The sequence below is a fragment of the Alcanivorax limicola genome (genome assembly GCF_019931215.1).
Classification (GTDB): domain Bacteria; phylum Pseudomonadota; class Gammaproteobacteria; order Pseudomonadales; family Alcanivoracaceae; genus Isoalcanivorax; species Isoalcanivorax limicola.
In genome coordinates this window covers 738,968-753,170 of sequence record NZ_JAIOUB010000002.1, presented here as the reverse complement: position 1 = coordinate 753,170, position 14,203 = coordinate 738,968, and the positions used below count along the sequence as shown (strand labels likewise).

Here is a 14,203-nt window from a genome sequence, read left to right as displayed (position 1 = left end):
ATGCAGCCGACCGGTTGTGTGGGGCTCTCCTGATGATGCACAAAACAAAAAGCACGATAGACGCCACGTTCCAGACGATGCTCAAGGCCAGGCTGGCCAGAACCCTGATCTCCCTGGTTGCCTGCCTGGCTGCCCTCTTTGGCACCAGCACAGCCATCGCCGATCAGGAGCGTTATGGCGGTGTGCACCTGATCCGCGGCACCGTACTGTCCATCGGCCGGGTCGATCCGAGCGCCGACGTGGAGACCGGTTTCTTCGTCGATGCCAATTATTCCAGCGTGGCGCTGAACGCCGGTATTGGCAGCAAGACCTTCGGCGACGCCCGCTCGTCTACACCGGATGCGGATGCCGAACGTGTCGCTGAAAAACGGGTCAACAATGTCTACGCTGGCGTAGGCTTCGGCCGGATCATCCAGTTCCAGGGCGGTTATGGCAATCAGGGCGAACTGCTGCGGCTGCGCTCGGACTTCAATTTTCGTTCCATCGTGGATTTCCTGACACAGGAAAGTACGCCGCGCCAACGGCTGCTCCTGGCAGACCGCATCACCTTCACCATTGCGGTGGAACGCTACAGCGGCAAATATGACGCCTTCAATAACGCCACCTGGGGCGTGGGCCTGCTGTTCTAGCTGCCGTTTTACCCGCTGCCGCGTTAAAGGGAGCCGTGTTGAATATCACGATCTATCAGGGCCACTACCCGCCGCCCAACCCGGATGGCATCACCGTCGTCATCGATGTGATCCGGGCCTTCACCACCACCCACTTTGCCTTCGTTGGCGGCGTGACGCAGATATTGCCGGTAGCAACTGCCGAGCAGGCGTTTGCGTTGCGGCAACAGTTCCCCCGCGCCCTGCTGGCTGGTGAGGTCGACGCCTTGCCGATTGAGGGCTTTGATTTCGGCAACTCGCCCTGGGAAGTGGATAACGCGGATCTCGCCGGGCGCACCCTGATCATGCGCACCACCAATGGCATGAAAGCCACCCTCAACGCACGGCCCTGCGCCGGCCTGTTTGTCACCGGCCTGATCAGCGCCCCGGCAACCGCCGAGATGATCCGCGCCCGCAACCCCCGGCACGTGCTGCTGGTGGCCTCCCACCCCACCGGCGACGAGGATATGGCCTGCGCCGAATATCTCAGCCTGCTGCTGGGCGGCGCCGGCATCAGCCGGGATCAGGCCCGGACGCGCACCCGGCAGGCACGCTCTGCCGTCAAATTCCTGAACGGGAGCAACCCCCGTCTGCGCGCCGCAGATATCGACATGGCCGCCCGCTGCGAACCCACCGGCTTTGCCATGGAGGTTACCGGCGAGGCGCCCATTGCCATTCACGCGGTACCGCTGGTGCAGGGCAAAGAGTCCACCCCGGGTGTCCTTTAAAGTCATGTGACTTCACGGTCGGCTGCTGTAGGCTGTTAATCAAACGGTTGTTTGAATCAACCTTCTATCAGCCTTCCGGGAGAAGCCTCCATGATCGAATGGAATGAACAGCAGCGCATGATTCAGGGCATGGTGCGGGATTTCGTCCAGAAAGAAGTCGTGCCCCAGCTGGACGATATCGAGTACAACGGCGTGCCGCCGTACGACATCCTGCGCAAGATGATCAAGACCTTCGGCATGGATGTGATGGCGAAGCAGAACTTCGACAAGCAGATCGCCCGCGAGAAAGCCATTGCTGCCGGGGAGCAGGTGGAAGAGAAGAAGAAGGACGGCGCCTCCGCTGGCGCGGGCGAACAGGCCGCCATGACCATGATCCCGATCATCGAGCTGTGCCGGCATTGCCAGGGCCTGGTAACCGCCATGGGCGTCTCCATGGGCCTGGGGGGCGGCGCCATCATGAGCAAGGGCACCACCGCGCAGAAGGAGCGCTGGGCGCTGCCGCTGCTGACCATGGAGAAGATCGGCGCCTGGGCGATTTCCGAGCCGAACTCCGGCTCTGATGCGTTCGGACAGATGAAGACGCTGGCCAAGCGTGATGGCGAGGGCGGCTACATCATCAACGGCAGCAAGACCTGGATTACCAACGGGCCGTATGCGGACACCATCATCCTGATCTGCAAACTGGATGAAGAAGGCGTGGCGCCGCAGGACCGCAAGATCGTGTCCTTTATTCTCGACAAGGGCATGCCGGGTCTGGAGCAATCCAAACCCTTCAAGAAGATGGGCATCGGCGCCTCGCCCACCGGCGAGCTGTTCCTCAGTGATGTGAAGGTCGGTGTGGATCGCCTGTTGGGCGGCAGCGAGGACAGCTACGGTCGCTCCGGCGCCAAAGCCACCTTCATGCAGGAGCGGGCCGGGGTCGCGGCCATGGCACTGGGCATGGTGGAGCGCGCCCTGGAGCTGTCGGTCCAGTACGCCAAAGACCGGTCCCAGTTCGGCCGCCCCATTGGCCAGAACCAGCTGATCCAGCTGAAACTGGCGAAGATGGAAGTGGCCCGCATGAATCTGCAGAACATGGTGTTCCGCTATCTGGAAACCGTGGCCAGCGGCAAGCTGATGACCATGGCGGAGGCCTCTGCCATGAAGCTGTATGCCGCCCAGACAGCCATGGAGGTCAGCACCGAGGCGGTGCAGATACATGGCGGCTATGGCTACATGCGCGAATCCCGAGTGGAGCAGCTGATGCGGGACGCCAAGATCCTGCAAATCTATGCCGGCACCGATGAAATGCAGATCATTGCCATTGCCAGAGACCTGCTGAGCCGCGACTGAGCCCGCGCGGGCGGGCAATGCTACATTGCCCGCCCTTCGTGTTATTCTTCAAGCCTGACAGTCCTCGACACCCAGTCCCAGACACCAATAACAAGAATCAGGGCGAGAATAATGACGACAGCTCACACCTCCCGGTGGCGGCATGGCCGCACATCTACCTGTGCCATTCTTCTGATCGCCATCGCGGCGCTCACCAGCGGCTGCCAGCGGCTGCAGGGCGAGCGCGATGGTGATACCTATTACGCACCGGCCGCGGCCTACGCCGTGGACCTGTCGATCAATACCTTTCGTGGCAAAGTCACGTTGGAAGAGCGCTGCGATGCCCACAGCGGCTCTACCACCTTCTGGGACGGCAGCGGGCGTATGTTCCGCATCGATTACCACCGCGCCGAGAGCAACCCGAATTTCGATACACCCCGCTTTGCCTCGGACCTGACGCTGATGAATCTGGTGCTCAACCACTATCTGCGCGACAAGATCGCGCCGACGGCCATGATTACGTCCGTCGAGGCCGCGCACCGGGAATTTCTCCAGGACGCCACACCGCGCTCACTGTTTGCTATTGTTGGTCTGGATGTGGACCCTTCGCGCCAGCCAGAGGCCGGTGCCGTCGGTGGCAGGCACTATTACGGCTTTCTGCTGTTCAAACAGGGTGAGATGATATACGTGGTGCAGCACCGGCAGCCGGTGCTGATGCCGGAAAAAATGAAGTCCGTGCTGCTGCACCTGGCAGAGGCCATGGCGATTCCGGGGCGCGAACGCAGCGCCTCTGAGATGGAGCGCTTGCGGCGCCTGCTGGCACGCATGGCGCCGGGCGTGCGCGGACCGGAAAGGCTGTGCAGCCCGGACTGAACTGGCTGAGCGAATCCGAAGGCGGAATGAACCAAAGGAGAGGCATATGTCTTCCGAGCACAACACACTGGCCCAGGAAAGCTGTGACGCCTGCCGGGCCGACGCCCCGCAGGCAACCGAGGCAGAGATCCGCGAATGGCGGCAATCATTGCCACAGTGGAAGTTGATCGAGGAAGATGGCGTACAAAAGCTGGAACGGGCCTTCACTTTCAGCAACTTTGTCCAGGCCATGGCCTTTACCCGGCGCGTCGCAGATCTGGCAGAAGCCGAAGGCCATCATCCGGCACTGCTGACCGAATGGGGCAAGGTTACCGTGACATGGTGGAGCCACAAGATCGCCGGCCTGCACCGCAATGACTTCATCTGTGCAGCAAAAACAGACACGCTGAACACCTGAGGCGTCGAAGACGACTCTCTCTGCGGGAAGAAACTGCTTGAAACACTCCCTGTTGATCGCTGCCGCTGTGGCGGGGCTGCTCCTGATCGCGTTGACGCCGACGCTGATCCTGCATTGGCACATTCAGATGGACTATCAGCCGGAGCCGGAGGAGCCGCCCATCTGGCCCATCCCCGATGATGAGACGGCGGCACGCAAGGCGCTGTTCATCAATATGATGCTGCCCGCCGTGCAGGCCAGCAACCGGGAGTTGCTCACCGAGCGCGAACAGGTACAGGGAATTCTGGAACGCCGCGAGCGGGGCACACACGTCACAAAGAGCGAATACACCTGGCTGGCAGAGCAGGCCTCGCGCTACAGATTGTCGGTACCGGAGGAGAGCGAGGACATCACGGCAGGCTGGCTCAATACCCTGTTACGTCGCGTGGATATCGTACCGGCCGATCTGGCACTGGCACAGGGCGCACTGGAGTCCGCCTGGGGCACCTCCCGCTTCGCGGAAGAGGCCAACAACTACTTTGGCCAGTGGTGCTTCAGCCCTGGCTGTGGCGTGGTGCCTGCGCGACGCCCACTGGGCGCCCGCTATGAGGTGCAACGCTTTGACTCACTGGACGCCGCCGTTTCCAGCTACATGCGCAACCTGAACTCCCATCCGGCCTACCGCGAGCTGCGCGCGCTGCGTGAGCGCCAGCGGCACGAGGGCGCCTCGCCCAGCGGCCATGTCATGGCAGCCGGCCTCTCGCTATACGCCGAAATCGGCGACACCTATATCGACCATATTCGCAGCGTCATTCGCGTCAACAATCTGAATGAATTTGCGGACTACTGATCTGCTCGTGGTGTGGCTCACTCCGCATACCAGCGACCGTCGGCCTTGCGCATCCACAGGTGCGAATACCAGTAGAAGCGTCCGCCGCCGGCACTTGCCGTGCAATTGACCAGGCTGCGGCCGGCGGCAAGATCCCCGGCCGGAGTCACCCTGACGCGCGCCGCGCCCTGCCCCGCAGTCCATTCGGTTTTCGCAGCCTGACCGCGCGCAAAGCAATTCAGCCCGCGACCATGCCAGCTCTCCGGCAATGTCAGCTCAAAAGAAGGACGAGCCTCTTCGGTAATGCTGGCATCCGGCGTGACGCGGGATACCGGCATCGGCAAGGCACGCACCTTGTCGCCCAGCCCATCCCAGTTCGCGAACTGTCGATTGACCGGAATGCGCGGCACGTCCAGCCAGTTCACGTTGCCGTCCAGAGCGCCGCTGCGCTGGGCAAAGCCGATGTAACCCAGGTTGCCCAGCAGCTCACGCACGGCCGGGTCATGCTCGCCGTAGGGATAGGCGAAGTATTTCGGCAAGGATTCGCCGATCCATTCTTCCAGCAGCGCCTGGCCCCGCTGCACATCATCACTGATGCGCTTGCGCCAGGCGCGCGAGGACTCGCCATCCTGACGGCGCACCAGGTGCGGATGGGTATGACTGTGGTTGACCATCAGGTGGCCGCGCTGATGCAGCGCCCGAATCTGGTCGATACTCATCATTGGTCTGCGGCGCTGCTGCACCGGCTCAGTGGCCACGAAGACCGTGGCCTGCCAACCGCGCTCCTCCAGCATCGGGATAGCGTTATCAATGATGCTGTCGTAGGCATCATCAAAGGTAATGCTGGCCAGTTTCTCCCGCGGGTCTGCGCCATCCCGAACGCGCTGCACCAGCTCATCAAGGCGCACGACCTCGAAGCCTTCCTCATCCAGGCGCTGCAGATGTTCACGGAACTGCGCCGGCGTCACCGAGGTGGCGGCAGGTGTCGTATCGCTGACGTGGTGATAGAGCAGAATCACCGCAGCCTGCGCAGGCAACGCGGCGGACACCAGCAGCAACAGGGCAAGCAGTCTGATCATTTGCATCACCGGTCTGTCAGTTTCGGTTAGTGTTGGCTCTGGCAGCGGGTGCTAGCATCCCGCCATGCCGTGTACTTCACGTACCGTGAAGCAACAAGTCTGGAGCCTGACATGTCCCTGAGCAAGGAACAACTCGACACCATCAAGACCGCCGCCTCCACCCCGTTTCCGTTTGCCACGCGCTGCGGCTCCACGGTGGACGAACTGGAGCGCGGCTACTGCAAGATGAGCATGCCCCTGGCGCCGAACGTCAATCACATCGGCACCATGTATGCCGGTGCGCTGTTTACCCTGGCGGAGCTGCCCGGCGGCGTGATCTTCCTGTCCACCTTCGACACGCGCAATTTCTACCCCATCGTCAAGGACATGCAGATCCGTTTCCGGCGCCCGGCAAAAACCGATATCACGGTTGAAGTCCGCATCACCGAAGAGGAAGTACAGCGCATCCAGTCCGAAGCGGACGCCAACGGCAAGGCAGACTTTGAATGGGAATGTGAGCTGAAAGACACCAGCGGCGAAGTCGTCGCGATCTGCCGCAACCTGTATCAATTGCGCAAGATCGGCATGTAAATCATTTGTCTGGCCGCCGGAAAGCCCTCGAAGGAGAACGTCATGTCATCCGCTGCCGTACGTGAGGCGCCTGCCCCCTGGCAACTGACAGGGCGCGCCTACGCCATCGCGTTACGCCTGCCGGACGCACAGCGCATCGAACAAGCCGGCGTGCCGGCGATACTCGGCGAGCCCGCAGGCCGCTACAGCCTGATGATGTTCGTGGACTATACCGACTCAAATGTGGGGCCCTACCACGAGCTGCTGTTTATCCCGGGCAGTTATGACTTCGTCGACGGCCACCGCCATCTGTCCATCGGGCACATCTATGTGTCCAGCCAGGACAGCGTCGTCAACGGCCAGAACAACTGGGGCATCCCCAAGGACCTGGCCAGCTTCGAGGTGGTACGCGGCAAGCGGGAAGACACGGTGACGGTATCACAGGACGGGCAGGTGTTCTGTCGGCTGACGTTGCGACACGGGCGGCTGGGTGTGCCGGTGTTTGCGCCGCTGGTACCGCGCCGCCTGCGCACACTGGGGCAGGTTCGTGAGGGCAAGACGTTTATCTATGCGCCGTCCGCCAGCGGCACCCTGTGTCGCGGGCAACTGACAGAAAGCTGGGCCGACGGCGTGCACTTCCCGGAAATCCAGAAGGGCCGCGTCATCGCAGGCGGCTATATGCCCGCCTTCCGGATGAACTTCCCGGTGGCGGACACCTTTTCATCTTGAGTTCAGCGCTGGCTGAACTCATGCACCGCCTCGATGAAGGCACCGGCGTGGGCCGGGTCCACCTGGGGCGTAATGCCGTGGCCGAGGTTGAAGATGTGGCCATTGTGCGGACCGAAATCATCCAGAATACGTTTCACCTCGGCGCGAATCGCCTGAGGTGATGCGTACAGCACCGCCGGGTCCATATTCCCCTGCAACGCGACCTGCCCGCCAATGCGCTCCCGGGCGCGACCGATATTGATGGTCCAGTCCAGGCCAACACCATCACAGCCGCTGGCGGCGATATCTTCCAGCCACAGGCCGCCATTCTTGGTGAACAGAATCACCGGCACCTTGCGGCCATCGTGTTCACGAATCAGGCCGTCGACAATCTGCTGCATATAGCGCAGGGAAAACGTCTTGTAGCCTTCTGCCGAGAGCGCGCCGCCCCAGGTATCAAAGATCTGGACCGCCTGAGCCCCGGCGCGAATCTGGGCATTGAGATAATCGGTCACCGAGCGTGCCAGTTTGTCCAGCAGCTGATGTGCCAGCTCAGGCTGGCTGTAGACCATGGCCTTGAGATGACGGAAGTCCTTCGAGGAACCGCCTTCCACCATGTAAGTGGCCAGCGTCCAGGGGCTACCGGAAAAGCCGATCAGCGGCACCTTGCCATTGAGCTCGTGGCGAATGGTGCTTACCGCGCGCATGACGTAATCCAGATCCTTTTCTGCATCCGGCACTGGCAACGCATCAATCTCCGCCGCCGTGCGCACCGTCTTGCGGAAGCGTGGACCTTCGCCGGTTTCGAAATACAACCCCAGCCCCATGGCATCGGGAATGGTGAGGATATCGGAAAACAGAATGGCCGCATCCAGGTCGTAGCGCGCCAAGGGCTGCATGGTCACTTCGCAGGCCAGCTCGGCGTTCATGCACAGATCCATGAAGGAACCGGCACGCTCCCGGGACGCACGGTACTCGGGCAGATAACGCCCCGCCTGGCGCATCATCCACACCGGCGTCATGTCCACCGGTTCACGATTCAGCGCACGAAGAAAGCGGTCGTTCTTGAGTGCCGGAAAGGTTGCCATGCGCTTACACCCCCAGGTAATCGAGGATGCCTTTGGCCGCTTCGCGACCTTCCCAGATTGCGGTAACCACCAGATCGGACCCGCGCACCATGTCGCCACCAGCAAAGATCTTTTCATTGCTGGTCTGGAACGGGAACGGTTGTTGCTCGGCAGCGCGCACGCGACCGGACTCATCCATATTGATCTGTTTGCTTTCGAACCAGTCCGCCGGGCTGGGGCGGAAGCCGAATGCAATGATCACAGCATCGGCGGGCAGCACTTCTTCGGAACCCGGCACCGGCTCAGGACGACGGCGGCCATTGGCATCCGGCTCACCCATGCGCGTCTGCACTACCTTGACGCCGGTAACCTTGCCGTCCGCGCCGACAATCTCGATGGGCTGACGGTTGAACAGGAATTGCACACCCTCTTCGCGGGCGTTGGCCACTTCGCGGCGTGAGCCGGGCATGTTCTCTTCATCGCGACGGTATGCACAGGTCACACTCGCAGCCTGCTGACGGATAGAAGTGCGATTGCAATCCATGGCGGTATCACCACCACCCAGCACGACAACCCGCTGACCCGACATATCAATAAAGTCTGCCGCATCCTTCTCGAAACCGAGGTTACGGTTCGCACTGGAAATCAGGAAAGGCAGCGCCTCATGCACGCCGCTGAGCTCTTCACCGGGGAAGCCACCCTTCATATACGTGTAGGTGCCCATGCCCATGAAGACGGCATCGAACTCTTCCAGCATTTCATCAATGGTGATGTCCTTGCCCACTTCCGTGTTCAGGCGGAATTCGATCCCCATGCCTTCGAACACTTCGCGGCGCTTGGCCATGACCGGCTTTTCCAGTTTGAATTCCGGAATGCCGAAGGTCAGCAGGCCGCCGATTTCCGGGTAGCGATCAAACACCACCGGCTTGACGCCACTGCGCACCAGCACATCCGCACAGCCAATACCGGCAGGCCCCGCACCGATCACAGCGACTTTCTTGTCGGTCCACACCACTTTGGACATGTCCGGACGCCAGCCCATGGCCAACGCCGTATCGGTAATGTATTTCTCGGTGGCGCCAATGGTCACCGCACCGAAACCGTCATTCAGGGTGCAGGCACCCTCGCACAGACGATCCTGGGGGCAAACACGGCCGCAGACTTCCGGCAATGAATTGGTCTGGTGGCTCAGCTCCACGGCTTCCATCAGGTTGCCTTCGGAGATCAGCTTCAGCCAGTTCGGAATATAGTTGTGTACCGGGCACTTCCACTCGCAATACGGATTGCCACAGGCCAGACAGCGATGGGCCTGGTTCTCCACTTCCCGCACTTCGTAGGGGTAGTAGATCTCCTCGTACTTTTCCTTGCGCGCTTCAGGGGCCTTTTTCTTCGGATCCTGACGCGGCACATCCAGAAACTGGAAGCTGTTATTCAGACGCTCACCCATTTCCTACCTCTTCTTCACAGGCCCGGTACTCATGCACAGCACGTCACGCTGAGCACTCAAGCCGGATTGGCACGCGTGCTCTTGAGCAGATTCTCGAGGCTGGCGGCTTTCGGCTTGACCAGCCAGAACTTGCGGCTCATGGCATCAAAGTTATCGAGGATGTAACCGCCCCACTCGCTGCCGGTTTCCTCAACATATTCCCGCAACACACTGCGCAGATGGCTGCGGTGTGCTTCTGTCGCCTCGGTGCTGATGCGATGCAGCTCGATCAGCTCCGGGTTGATGCGGTCGAAGAACTGATTGTCCTGATCCAGCACATAAGCAAAGCCACCGGTCATGCCGGCACCGAAGTTGTAGCCGGTGTCGCCCAGTACGGTGACACAGCCGCCGGTCATGTATTCGCAACAATGGTCGCCCGCACCTTCCACCACCGCGTGGGCACCGGAGTTACGCACACCAAAGCGCTCACCGGCGCAGCCCGCAGCAAACAGCTTGCCGCCGGTGGCACCGTACAGGCAGGTGTTGCCGATGATCGACGTGTCCTGGCTCTTGAAGGGGCTGCCGGTCGGCGGCCGGATGACCAGCTTGCCGCCCGCCATGCCTTTGCCGACGTAATCGTTGGCATCACCTTCGATGTACATATGCAGGCCACCAGCATTGAACACGCCGAAGCTCTGGCCGGCGGTGCCGACGAAGCGCACGCGGATGGGCGCATTGCTCATATCCAGATTGCCGTAGCGCCGTGCAATTTCACCGGAAATACGCGCACCGATGGAGCGGTTGCAGTTGGTGATGTCGTAATGGAACGAACCACCACTGCGGCTTTCGATGGCCGGCAGCATGTCCGCCACCATCTGCTCCGCCAGCTCGCCTTTATCGAACGGCTCGTTGCGGTGCACCTGACAGTACTGGGGCTTGTCCGCCGGAATCGCGTCATTCCGCAGCATCGGCAGCAGATCCAGCTTTTTCTGTCGGGCCGTCTCGCCTTCCAGCATCGCGAGCAGATCGGTACGACCAATCAGGTCCGCCAGCGAGGTGACACCCAGCTTCGCCAGCAGCTCACGCACTTCCGTGGCCACGAAGGTGAAGTAGTGAATCAGCATTTCCGGCGCACCGATAAAGTGCTCCTTGCGCAGATCGTCACGCTGGGTCGCCACGCCGGTGGCGCAGTTGTTCAGGTGACAGATGCGCAGGTATTTGCAGCCCAGTACGACCATGGGCACGGTGCCGAAGCCGAAGGACTCAGCGCCCAGAATCGCGGCTTTCACCACATCCAGGCCGGTCTTCAGGCCGCCGTCAGTCTGCAGGCGAATCTTGTCGCGCAGATCATTGCTGCGCAGCGCCTGATGCGCCTCGGACAGACCCAGCTCCCAGGGCGAGCCGGCATAGCGGATGGATGTCAGCGGGCTGGCCGCCGTACCGCCGTCATAGCCGGAGATGGTAATCAGGTCGGCGTAGGCTTTGGCAACGCCAGCGGCGATGGTGCCGACACCGGGCTCTGATACCAGCTTGACCGACACCTGCGCCTGCGGATTGACCTGCTTGAGGTCGAATATCAGCTGCGCCAGATCCTCGATGGAATAGATGTCATGGTGTGGCGGCGGCGAAATCAGCGTGACACCGGGCACCGAATGACGCAGACGCGCGATCAGTTCGTTGACCTTGCCGCCGGGCAGCTGCCCGCCTTCGCCAGGCTTGGCACCCTGGGCCACCTTGATCTGCAATACTTCAGCATTGACCAGGTAATGCGGTGTCACACCGAAACGGCCGGACGCGATCTGTTTGATCTTGGACACACGCTCGGTACCGAAGCGGGCAGGATCTTCGCCACCCTCGCCGGAATTGGAGCGCCCACCCAGACGGTTCATCGCTGTGGCAATCGCTTCATGCGCCTCCGGAGACAGGGCACCCAGCGACATGCCGGCAGAATCGAAACGCGGCAGAATCTTTTCGATGGGTTCCACGTCATCCAGCTGCACGGGCGTAATATCGTCGCGCAGTTTCAGCAGATCACGCAGCGTGGCCACCGGACGGTCGTTGACCAGTTCAGCGTACCGCTTGTAGGCCTCGTAATCGCCGGAGTTCACGGCTTCGTGCAGGGAGTGGATCACGTCCGGATTGAAGGCGTGATATTCCTTGCCGTAAATGAATTTCAGCACGCCGCCGGCATCGATCGGCTTGCGCTGCTTCCAGGCGTCACTTTCCAGCGTGCGGAAATCACTTTCGAAATCACTGAAGTCCGCGCCGCCAATACGACTGGGCACGCCACAGAAGCACAGATCCACGACCTCACGGGCCACACCCACTGCTTCGAACAGCTGGGCGCCACGATAGGAGGCGATAGTGGAAATGCCCATCTTCGACAGGATTTTCAGCAAGCCTTTGTTAATGCCCTTGCGGAAGTTCTTCTGCAATTCCACCGCATCGCCCAGCAGCTCGCCGGAGCGCACCATATCGGCAATGACGTCATAGGCCAGATACGGATACACCGCCGTGGCGCCGAAACCGAACAGCACAGCAAAATGGTGGGGGTCGCGGGTCGTTGCCGTTTCCACAATGATGTTGGCATCACAACGCAGACCTTTGGCGGTCAGGTGGTGATGCACGGCGCCGGTGGCCATGGCCGCATGAATGGTAAAGCGCCCCGGCTCGATGGCGTAATCCGACAGCACCATGAGGACTTTGCCGCCGCGCACGGCCGCTTCAGCTTTCGCACACAGATCAACAACGGCCTGCTTCAGGCCCACCGCAGGATCATAGTGCAGCGACAGACGTTCGTGGGCGTAACCCTCACGGTCAAGCTGCAGCAGGTTGGCAAACTTCGAATGCGACAGGATCGGCGTGGAAAGAATCGCGCGATCCGCATGGGCCGCATCTTCCTCGAACACATTGCGCTCGGCGCCGATACAGGTTTCCAGCGACATCACGATGGCTTCGCGCAGCGGATCAATCGGCGGGTTGGTGACCTGGGCAAACTGTTGCCGGAAGTAGTCATAGACCGGGCGTTCGCGCTTTGACAGCACGGCCATGGGCGTATCGTCGCCCATGGAGCCCACGGCTTCCTGGCCAGCTTCCGCCAACGGCCGCAGCACCTGATCACGCTCTTCGAAGGTCACCTGGAACAGCTTCTGGTAGGCCAGCAATTCGCTCGGCTGCACCTCGTCCATGCGCTCCACTTCGGTATCGTAATCCGCCTCGATGCGCAGGCCCTTGCCCTTGAGCCACTCGCGATAGGGCTGGCGTACCTTGAGCTTGCTGTCGATGTCGTTGGTGTGCAGCAATTCGCCGGTTTCGGTATCCACGGCCAGAATCTGGCCCGGCCCGACACGCCCTTTGGCCACGACATCTTCCGCCGCGTAACCGTAGACGCCGATTTCCGAGGACACGGTAATGAAACCGTTGCGGGTGATCACCCAACGCGACGGACGCAGGCCGTTGCGGTCCAGCATGCACACGGCATACCGGCCATCGGTAATGACCAGCCCGGCAGGACCATCCCAGGGCTCCATGTGCATGGAGTTGTATTCGTAGAAGGCGCGCAGATCCGCGTCCATGGTTTCCACGTTCTGCCAGGCCGGCGGCACCATCATGCGCACCGCGCGGAACAGATCCATGCCGCCTGCAACGAGAATCTCCAGCATGTTGTCCATGCTGGAGGAATCCGAGCCCGTGCGGTTGACCAACGGTTCGAGTTTATCCAGACCGGGCAGCAGGTCGTTGACGAACTTGGGGGTACGCGCCACAGACCAGTTGCGGTTGCCCTGGATGGTGTTGATCTCGCCGTTATGTGCCAGATAGCGGAACGGCTGAGCCAGCGGCCAGCGCGGCATGGTGTTGGTGGAGAAGCGCTGGTGGAACACAACGATGGCGGTTTCCATCGCCTCGTCACCGAGGTCCGGGTAAAAGGCCGGCAGGTCCACCGGCATCATCAGCCCTTTGTAGGCGACGACAGACGCGGACAGCGAGCAGACGTAGAAGTGCTCATCCACACCAATGCGCTGCTCCGCATGGCGGCGCGCAAAGAACAGGCGACGATTGAGTTCGACATCAGAGAGGCCGTCGACGCCAACCAGGATCTGGGCGAAACCCGGCAGGGTCTGCACGGCGATCGGGCCCAGGCAATCCGGGTCGGTGGGCACATCACGCCAGCCCAGCACCGTCACGTCCTGGCGCTTGAGCTCTTCTTCCACGATGGCGCGCTGGCTGGCCGCCTTGTCGGCGTCCGGGCTCAGGAAGAGCATGCCCACGCCATAGCTGTCGGTGAGCGCGATGCCCAACTCGCCAGCGACCTTGCGGAAGAAGGAGTCCGGCTTTTTCAGCAACAGACCACAGCCATCACCGGTCTTGCCATCAGCGTTGATGCCACCCCGGTGGGTCATGCATGTCAGTGCTTCGATTGCGGTCTGCAGGAGCTCATGACTTGCCCGGCCTTCGGTATGAGCGATCAGACCGAAGCCACAGTTGTCGCGAAATTCTCCGGGCTCATAGAGACCCCGCACCAGCGTTGAATTCTGCTGCATCAAAACCTTTCCTCTTGAAATTCAGAGACTTACTCAGAGACGCTTTATCAGAGACTTAGACGAAGGTTA

General features: G+C 61.2%; 12 protein-coding genes. 8 read left to right on the top strand and 4 right to left on the bottom strand.

Annotation, left to right across the window (positions count from 1 at the left end; translation table 11 throughout):
- The first annotated feature begins 32 nt into the window (after positions 1-32).
- From K8B33_RS09420 to K8B33_RS09395, 6 genes are all read left to right on the top strand, one after another.
- Positions 33-629 carry a hypothetical protein gene (locus tag K8B33_RS09420; RefSeq protein ID WP_223425838.1) on the top strand — a complete coding sequence of 199 codons (597 nt, stop codon included), beginning with the start codon at positions 33-35 and terminating at the stop codon, positions 627-629.
- A gap of 38 nt (positions 630-667) precedes the next feature.
- Positions 668-1,375: a 2-phosphosulfolactate phosphatase gene (locus tag K8B33_RS09415; protein WP_223425837.1), complete on the top strand. Its 708-nt coding sequence runs from the start codon at positions 668-670 to the stop codon at positions 1,373-1,375.
- 90 nt (positions 1,376-1,465) lie between these two features.
- Positions 1,466-2,707 carry an acyl-CoA dehydrogenase family protein gene (locus tag K8B33_RS09410; protein WP_223425836.1) on the top strand — a complete coding sequence of 414 codons (1,242 nt, stop codon included), beginning with the start codon at positions 1,466-1,468 and terminating at the stop codon, positions 2,705-2,707.
- A 111-nt stretch (positions 2,708-2,818) separates the two neighbouring features.
- Positions 2,819-3,559 (top strand): hypothetical protein, encoded by a 741-nt coding sequence (locus K8B33_RS09405; protein ID WP_223425835.1) that lies wholly within the window; start codon positions 2,819-2,821, stop codon positions 3,557-3,559.
- A 46-nt stretch (positions 3,560-3,605) separates the two neighbouring features.
- Complete coding sequence (locus tag K8B33_RS09400; protein ID WP_223425834.1) at positions 3,606-3,956, top strand: 4a-hydroxytetrahydrobiopterin dehydratase; 351 nt, start codon at positions 3,606-3,608, stop codon at positions 3,954-3,956.
- A 37-nt stretch (positions 3,957-3,993) separates the two neighbouring features.
- Positions 3,994-4,785 carry a glucosaminidase domain-containing protein gene (locus K8B33_RS09395; RefSeq protein ID WP_223425833.1) on the top strand — a complete coding sequence of 264 codons (792 nt, stop codon included), beginning with the start codon at positions 3,994-3,996 and terminating at the stop codon, positions 4,783-4,785.
- Between the two features lie 17 nt (positions 4,786-4,802).
- Here the strand turns inward: K8B33_RS09395 and K8B33_RS09390 are convergent, their stop codons facing one another.
- Positions 4,803-5,843: a polysaccharide deacetylase family protein gene (locus tag K8B33_RS09390; protein ID WP_223425831.1), complete on the bottom strand. Its 1,041-nt coding sequence runs from the start codon at positions 5,841-5,843 to the stop codon at positions 4,803-4,805.
- Between the two features lie 111 nt (positions 5,844-5,954).
- Between K8B33_RS09390 and K8B33_RS09385 the strand changes: the two genes are divergently transcribed.
- Positions 5,955-6,413: a YiiD C-terminal domain-containing protein gene (locus K8B33_RS09385; RefSeq protein ID WP_223425829.1), complete on the top strand. Its 459-nt coding sequence runs from the start codon at positions 5,955-5,957 to the stop codon at positions 6,411-6,413.
- A gap of 42 nt (positions 6,414-6,455) precedes the next feature.
- Positions 6,456-7,121, top strand: a complete 666-nt coding sequence (locus K8B33_RS09380; RefSeq protein ID WP_223425828.1) for an acetoacetate decarboxylase family protein — start codon at positions 6,456-6,458, stop codon at positions 7,119-7,121.
- A gap of 2 nt (positions 7,122-7,123) precedes the next feature.
- On the opposite strand, the gene hemE is transcribed toward K8B33_RS09380, so the two are convergent.
- Genes hemE through gltB form a run of 3 tightly spaced genes read right to left on the bottom strand, consistent with a single transcriptional unit; the run spans position 7,124 to position 14,134 of the window.
- Entirely contained in the window at positions 7,124-8,188 is a 1,065-nt protein-coding gene (gene hemE / locus K8B33_RS09375; protein WP_223425827.1) for a uroporphyrinogen decarboxylase, read from the bottom strand.
- A gap of 4 nt (positions 8,189-8,192) precedes the next feature.
- A complete protein-coding gene (locus K8B33_RS09370; protein WP_223425826.1) occupies positions 8,193-9,614 on the bottom strand; it encodes an FAD-dependent oxidoreductase in 1,422 nt (473 codons plus the stop codon).
- Positions 9,615-9,670: 56 nt separating this feature from the next.
- Positions 9,671-14,134, bottom strand: coding sequence for a glutamate synthase large subunit (gene gltB / locus K8B33_RS09365; RefSeq protein WP_223425825.1), 4,464 nt, complete (start codon positions 14,132-14,134; stop codon positions 9,671-9,673).
- Between the last annotated feature and the right edge of the window lie 69 nt (positions 14,135-14,203).

Bases quoted from the DNA above. Each gene is read 5' to 3' on its own strand.
- K8B33_RS09420 (WP_223425838.1), top strand. From the start codon at position 33: ATGATGCACAAAACAAAAAGCACGATAGACGCCACGTTCCAGACGATG.
- K8B33_RS09410 (WP_223425836.1), top strand. From the start codon at position 1,466: ATGATCGAATGGAATGAACAGCAGCGCATGATTCAGGGCATGGTGCGG.
- K8B33_RS09405 (WP_223425835.1), top strand. From the start codon at position 2,819: ATGACGACAGCTCACACCTCCCGGTGGCGGCATGGCCGCACATCTACC.
- K8B33_RS09400 (WP_223425834.1), top strand. From the start codon at position 3,606: ATGTCTTCCGAGCACAACACACTGGCCCAGGAAAGCTGTGACGCCTGC.
- K8B33_RS09390 (WP_223425831.1), bottom strand. From the start codon at position 5,843: ATGATCAGACTGCTTGCCCTGTTGCTGCTGGTGTCCGCCGCGTTGCCT.
- K8B33_RS09385 (WP_223425829.1), top strand. From the start codon at position 5,955: ATGTCCCTGAGCAAGGAACAACTCGACACCATCAAGACCGCCGCCTCC.
- K8B33_RS09380 (WP_223425828.1), top strand. From the start codon at position 6,456: ATGTCATCCGCTGCCGTACGTGAGGCGCCTGCCCCCTGGCAACTGACA.
- hemE (WP_223425827.1), bottom strand. From the start codon at position 8,188: ATGGCAACCTTTCCGGCACTCAAGAACGACCGCTTTCTTCGTGCGCTG.
- K8B33_RS09370 (WP_223425826.1), bottom strand. From the start codon at position 9,614: ATGGGTGAGCGTCTGAATAACAGCTTCCAGTTTCTGGATGTGCCGCGT.
- gltB (WP_223425825.1), bottom strand. From the start codon at position 14,134: ATGCAGCAGAATTCAACGCTGGTGCGGGGTCTCTATGAGCCCGGAGAA.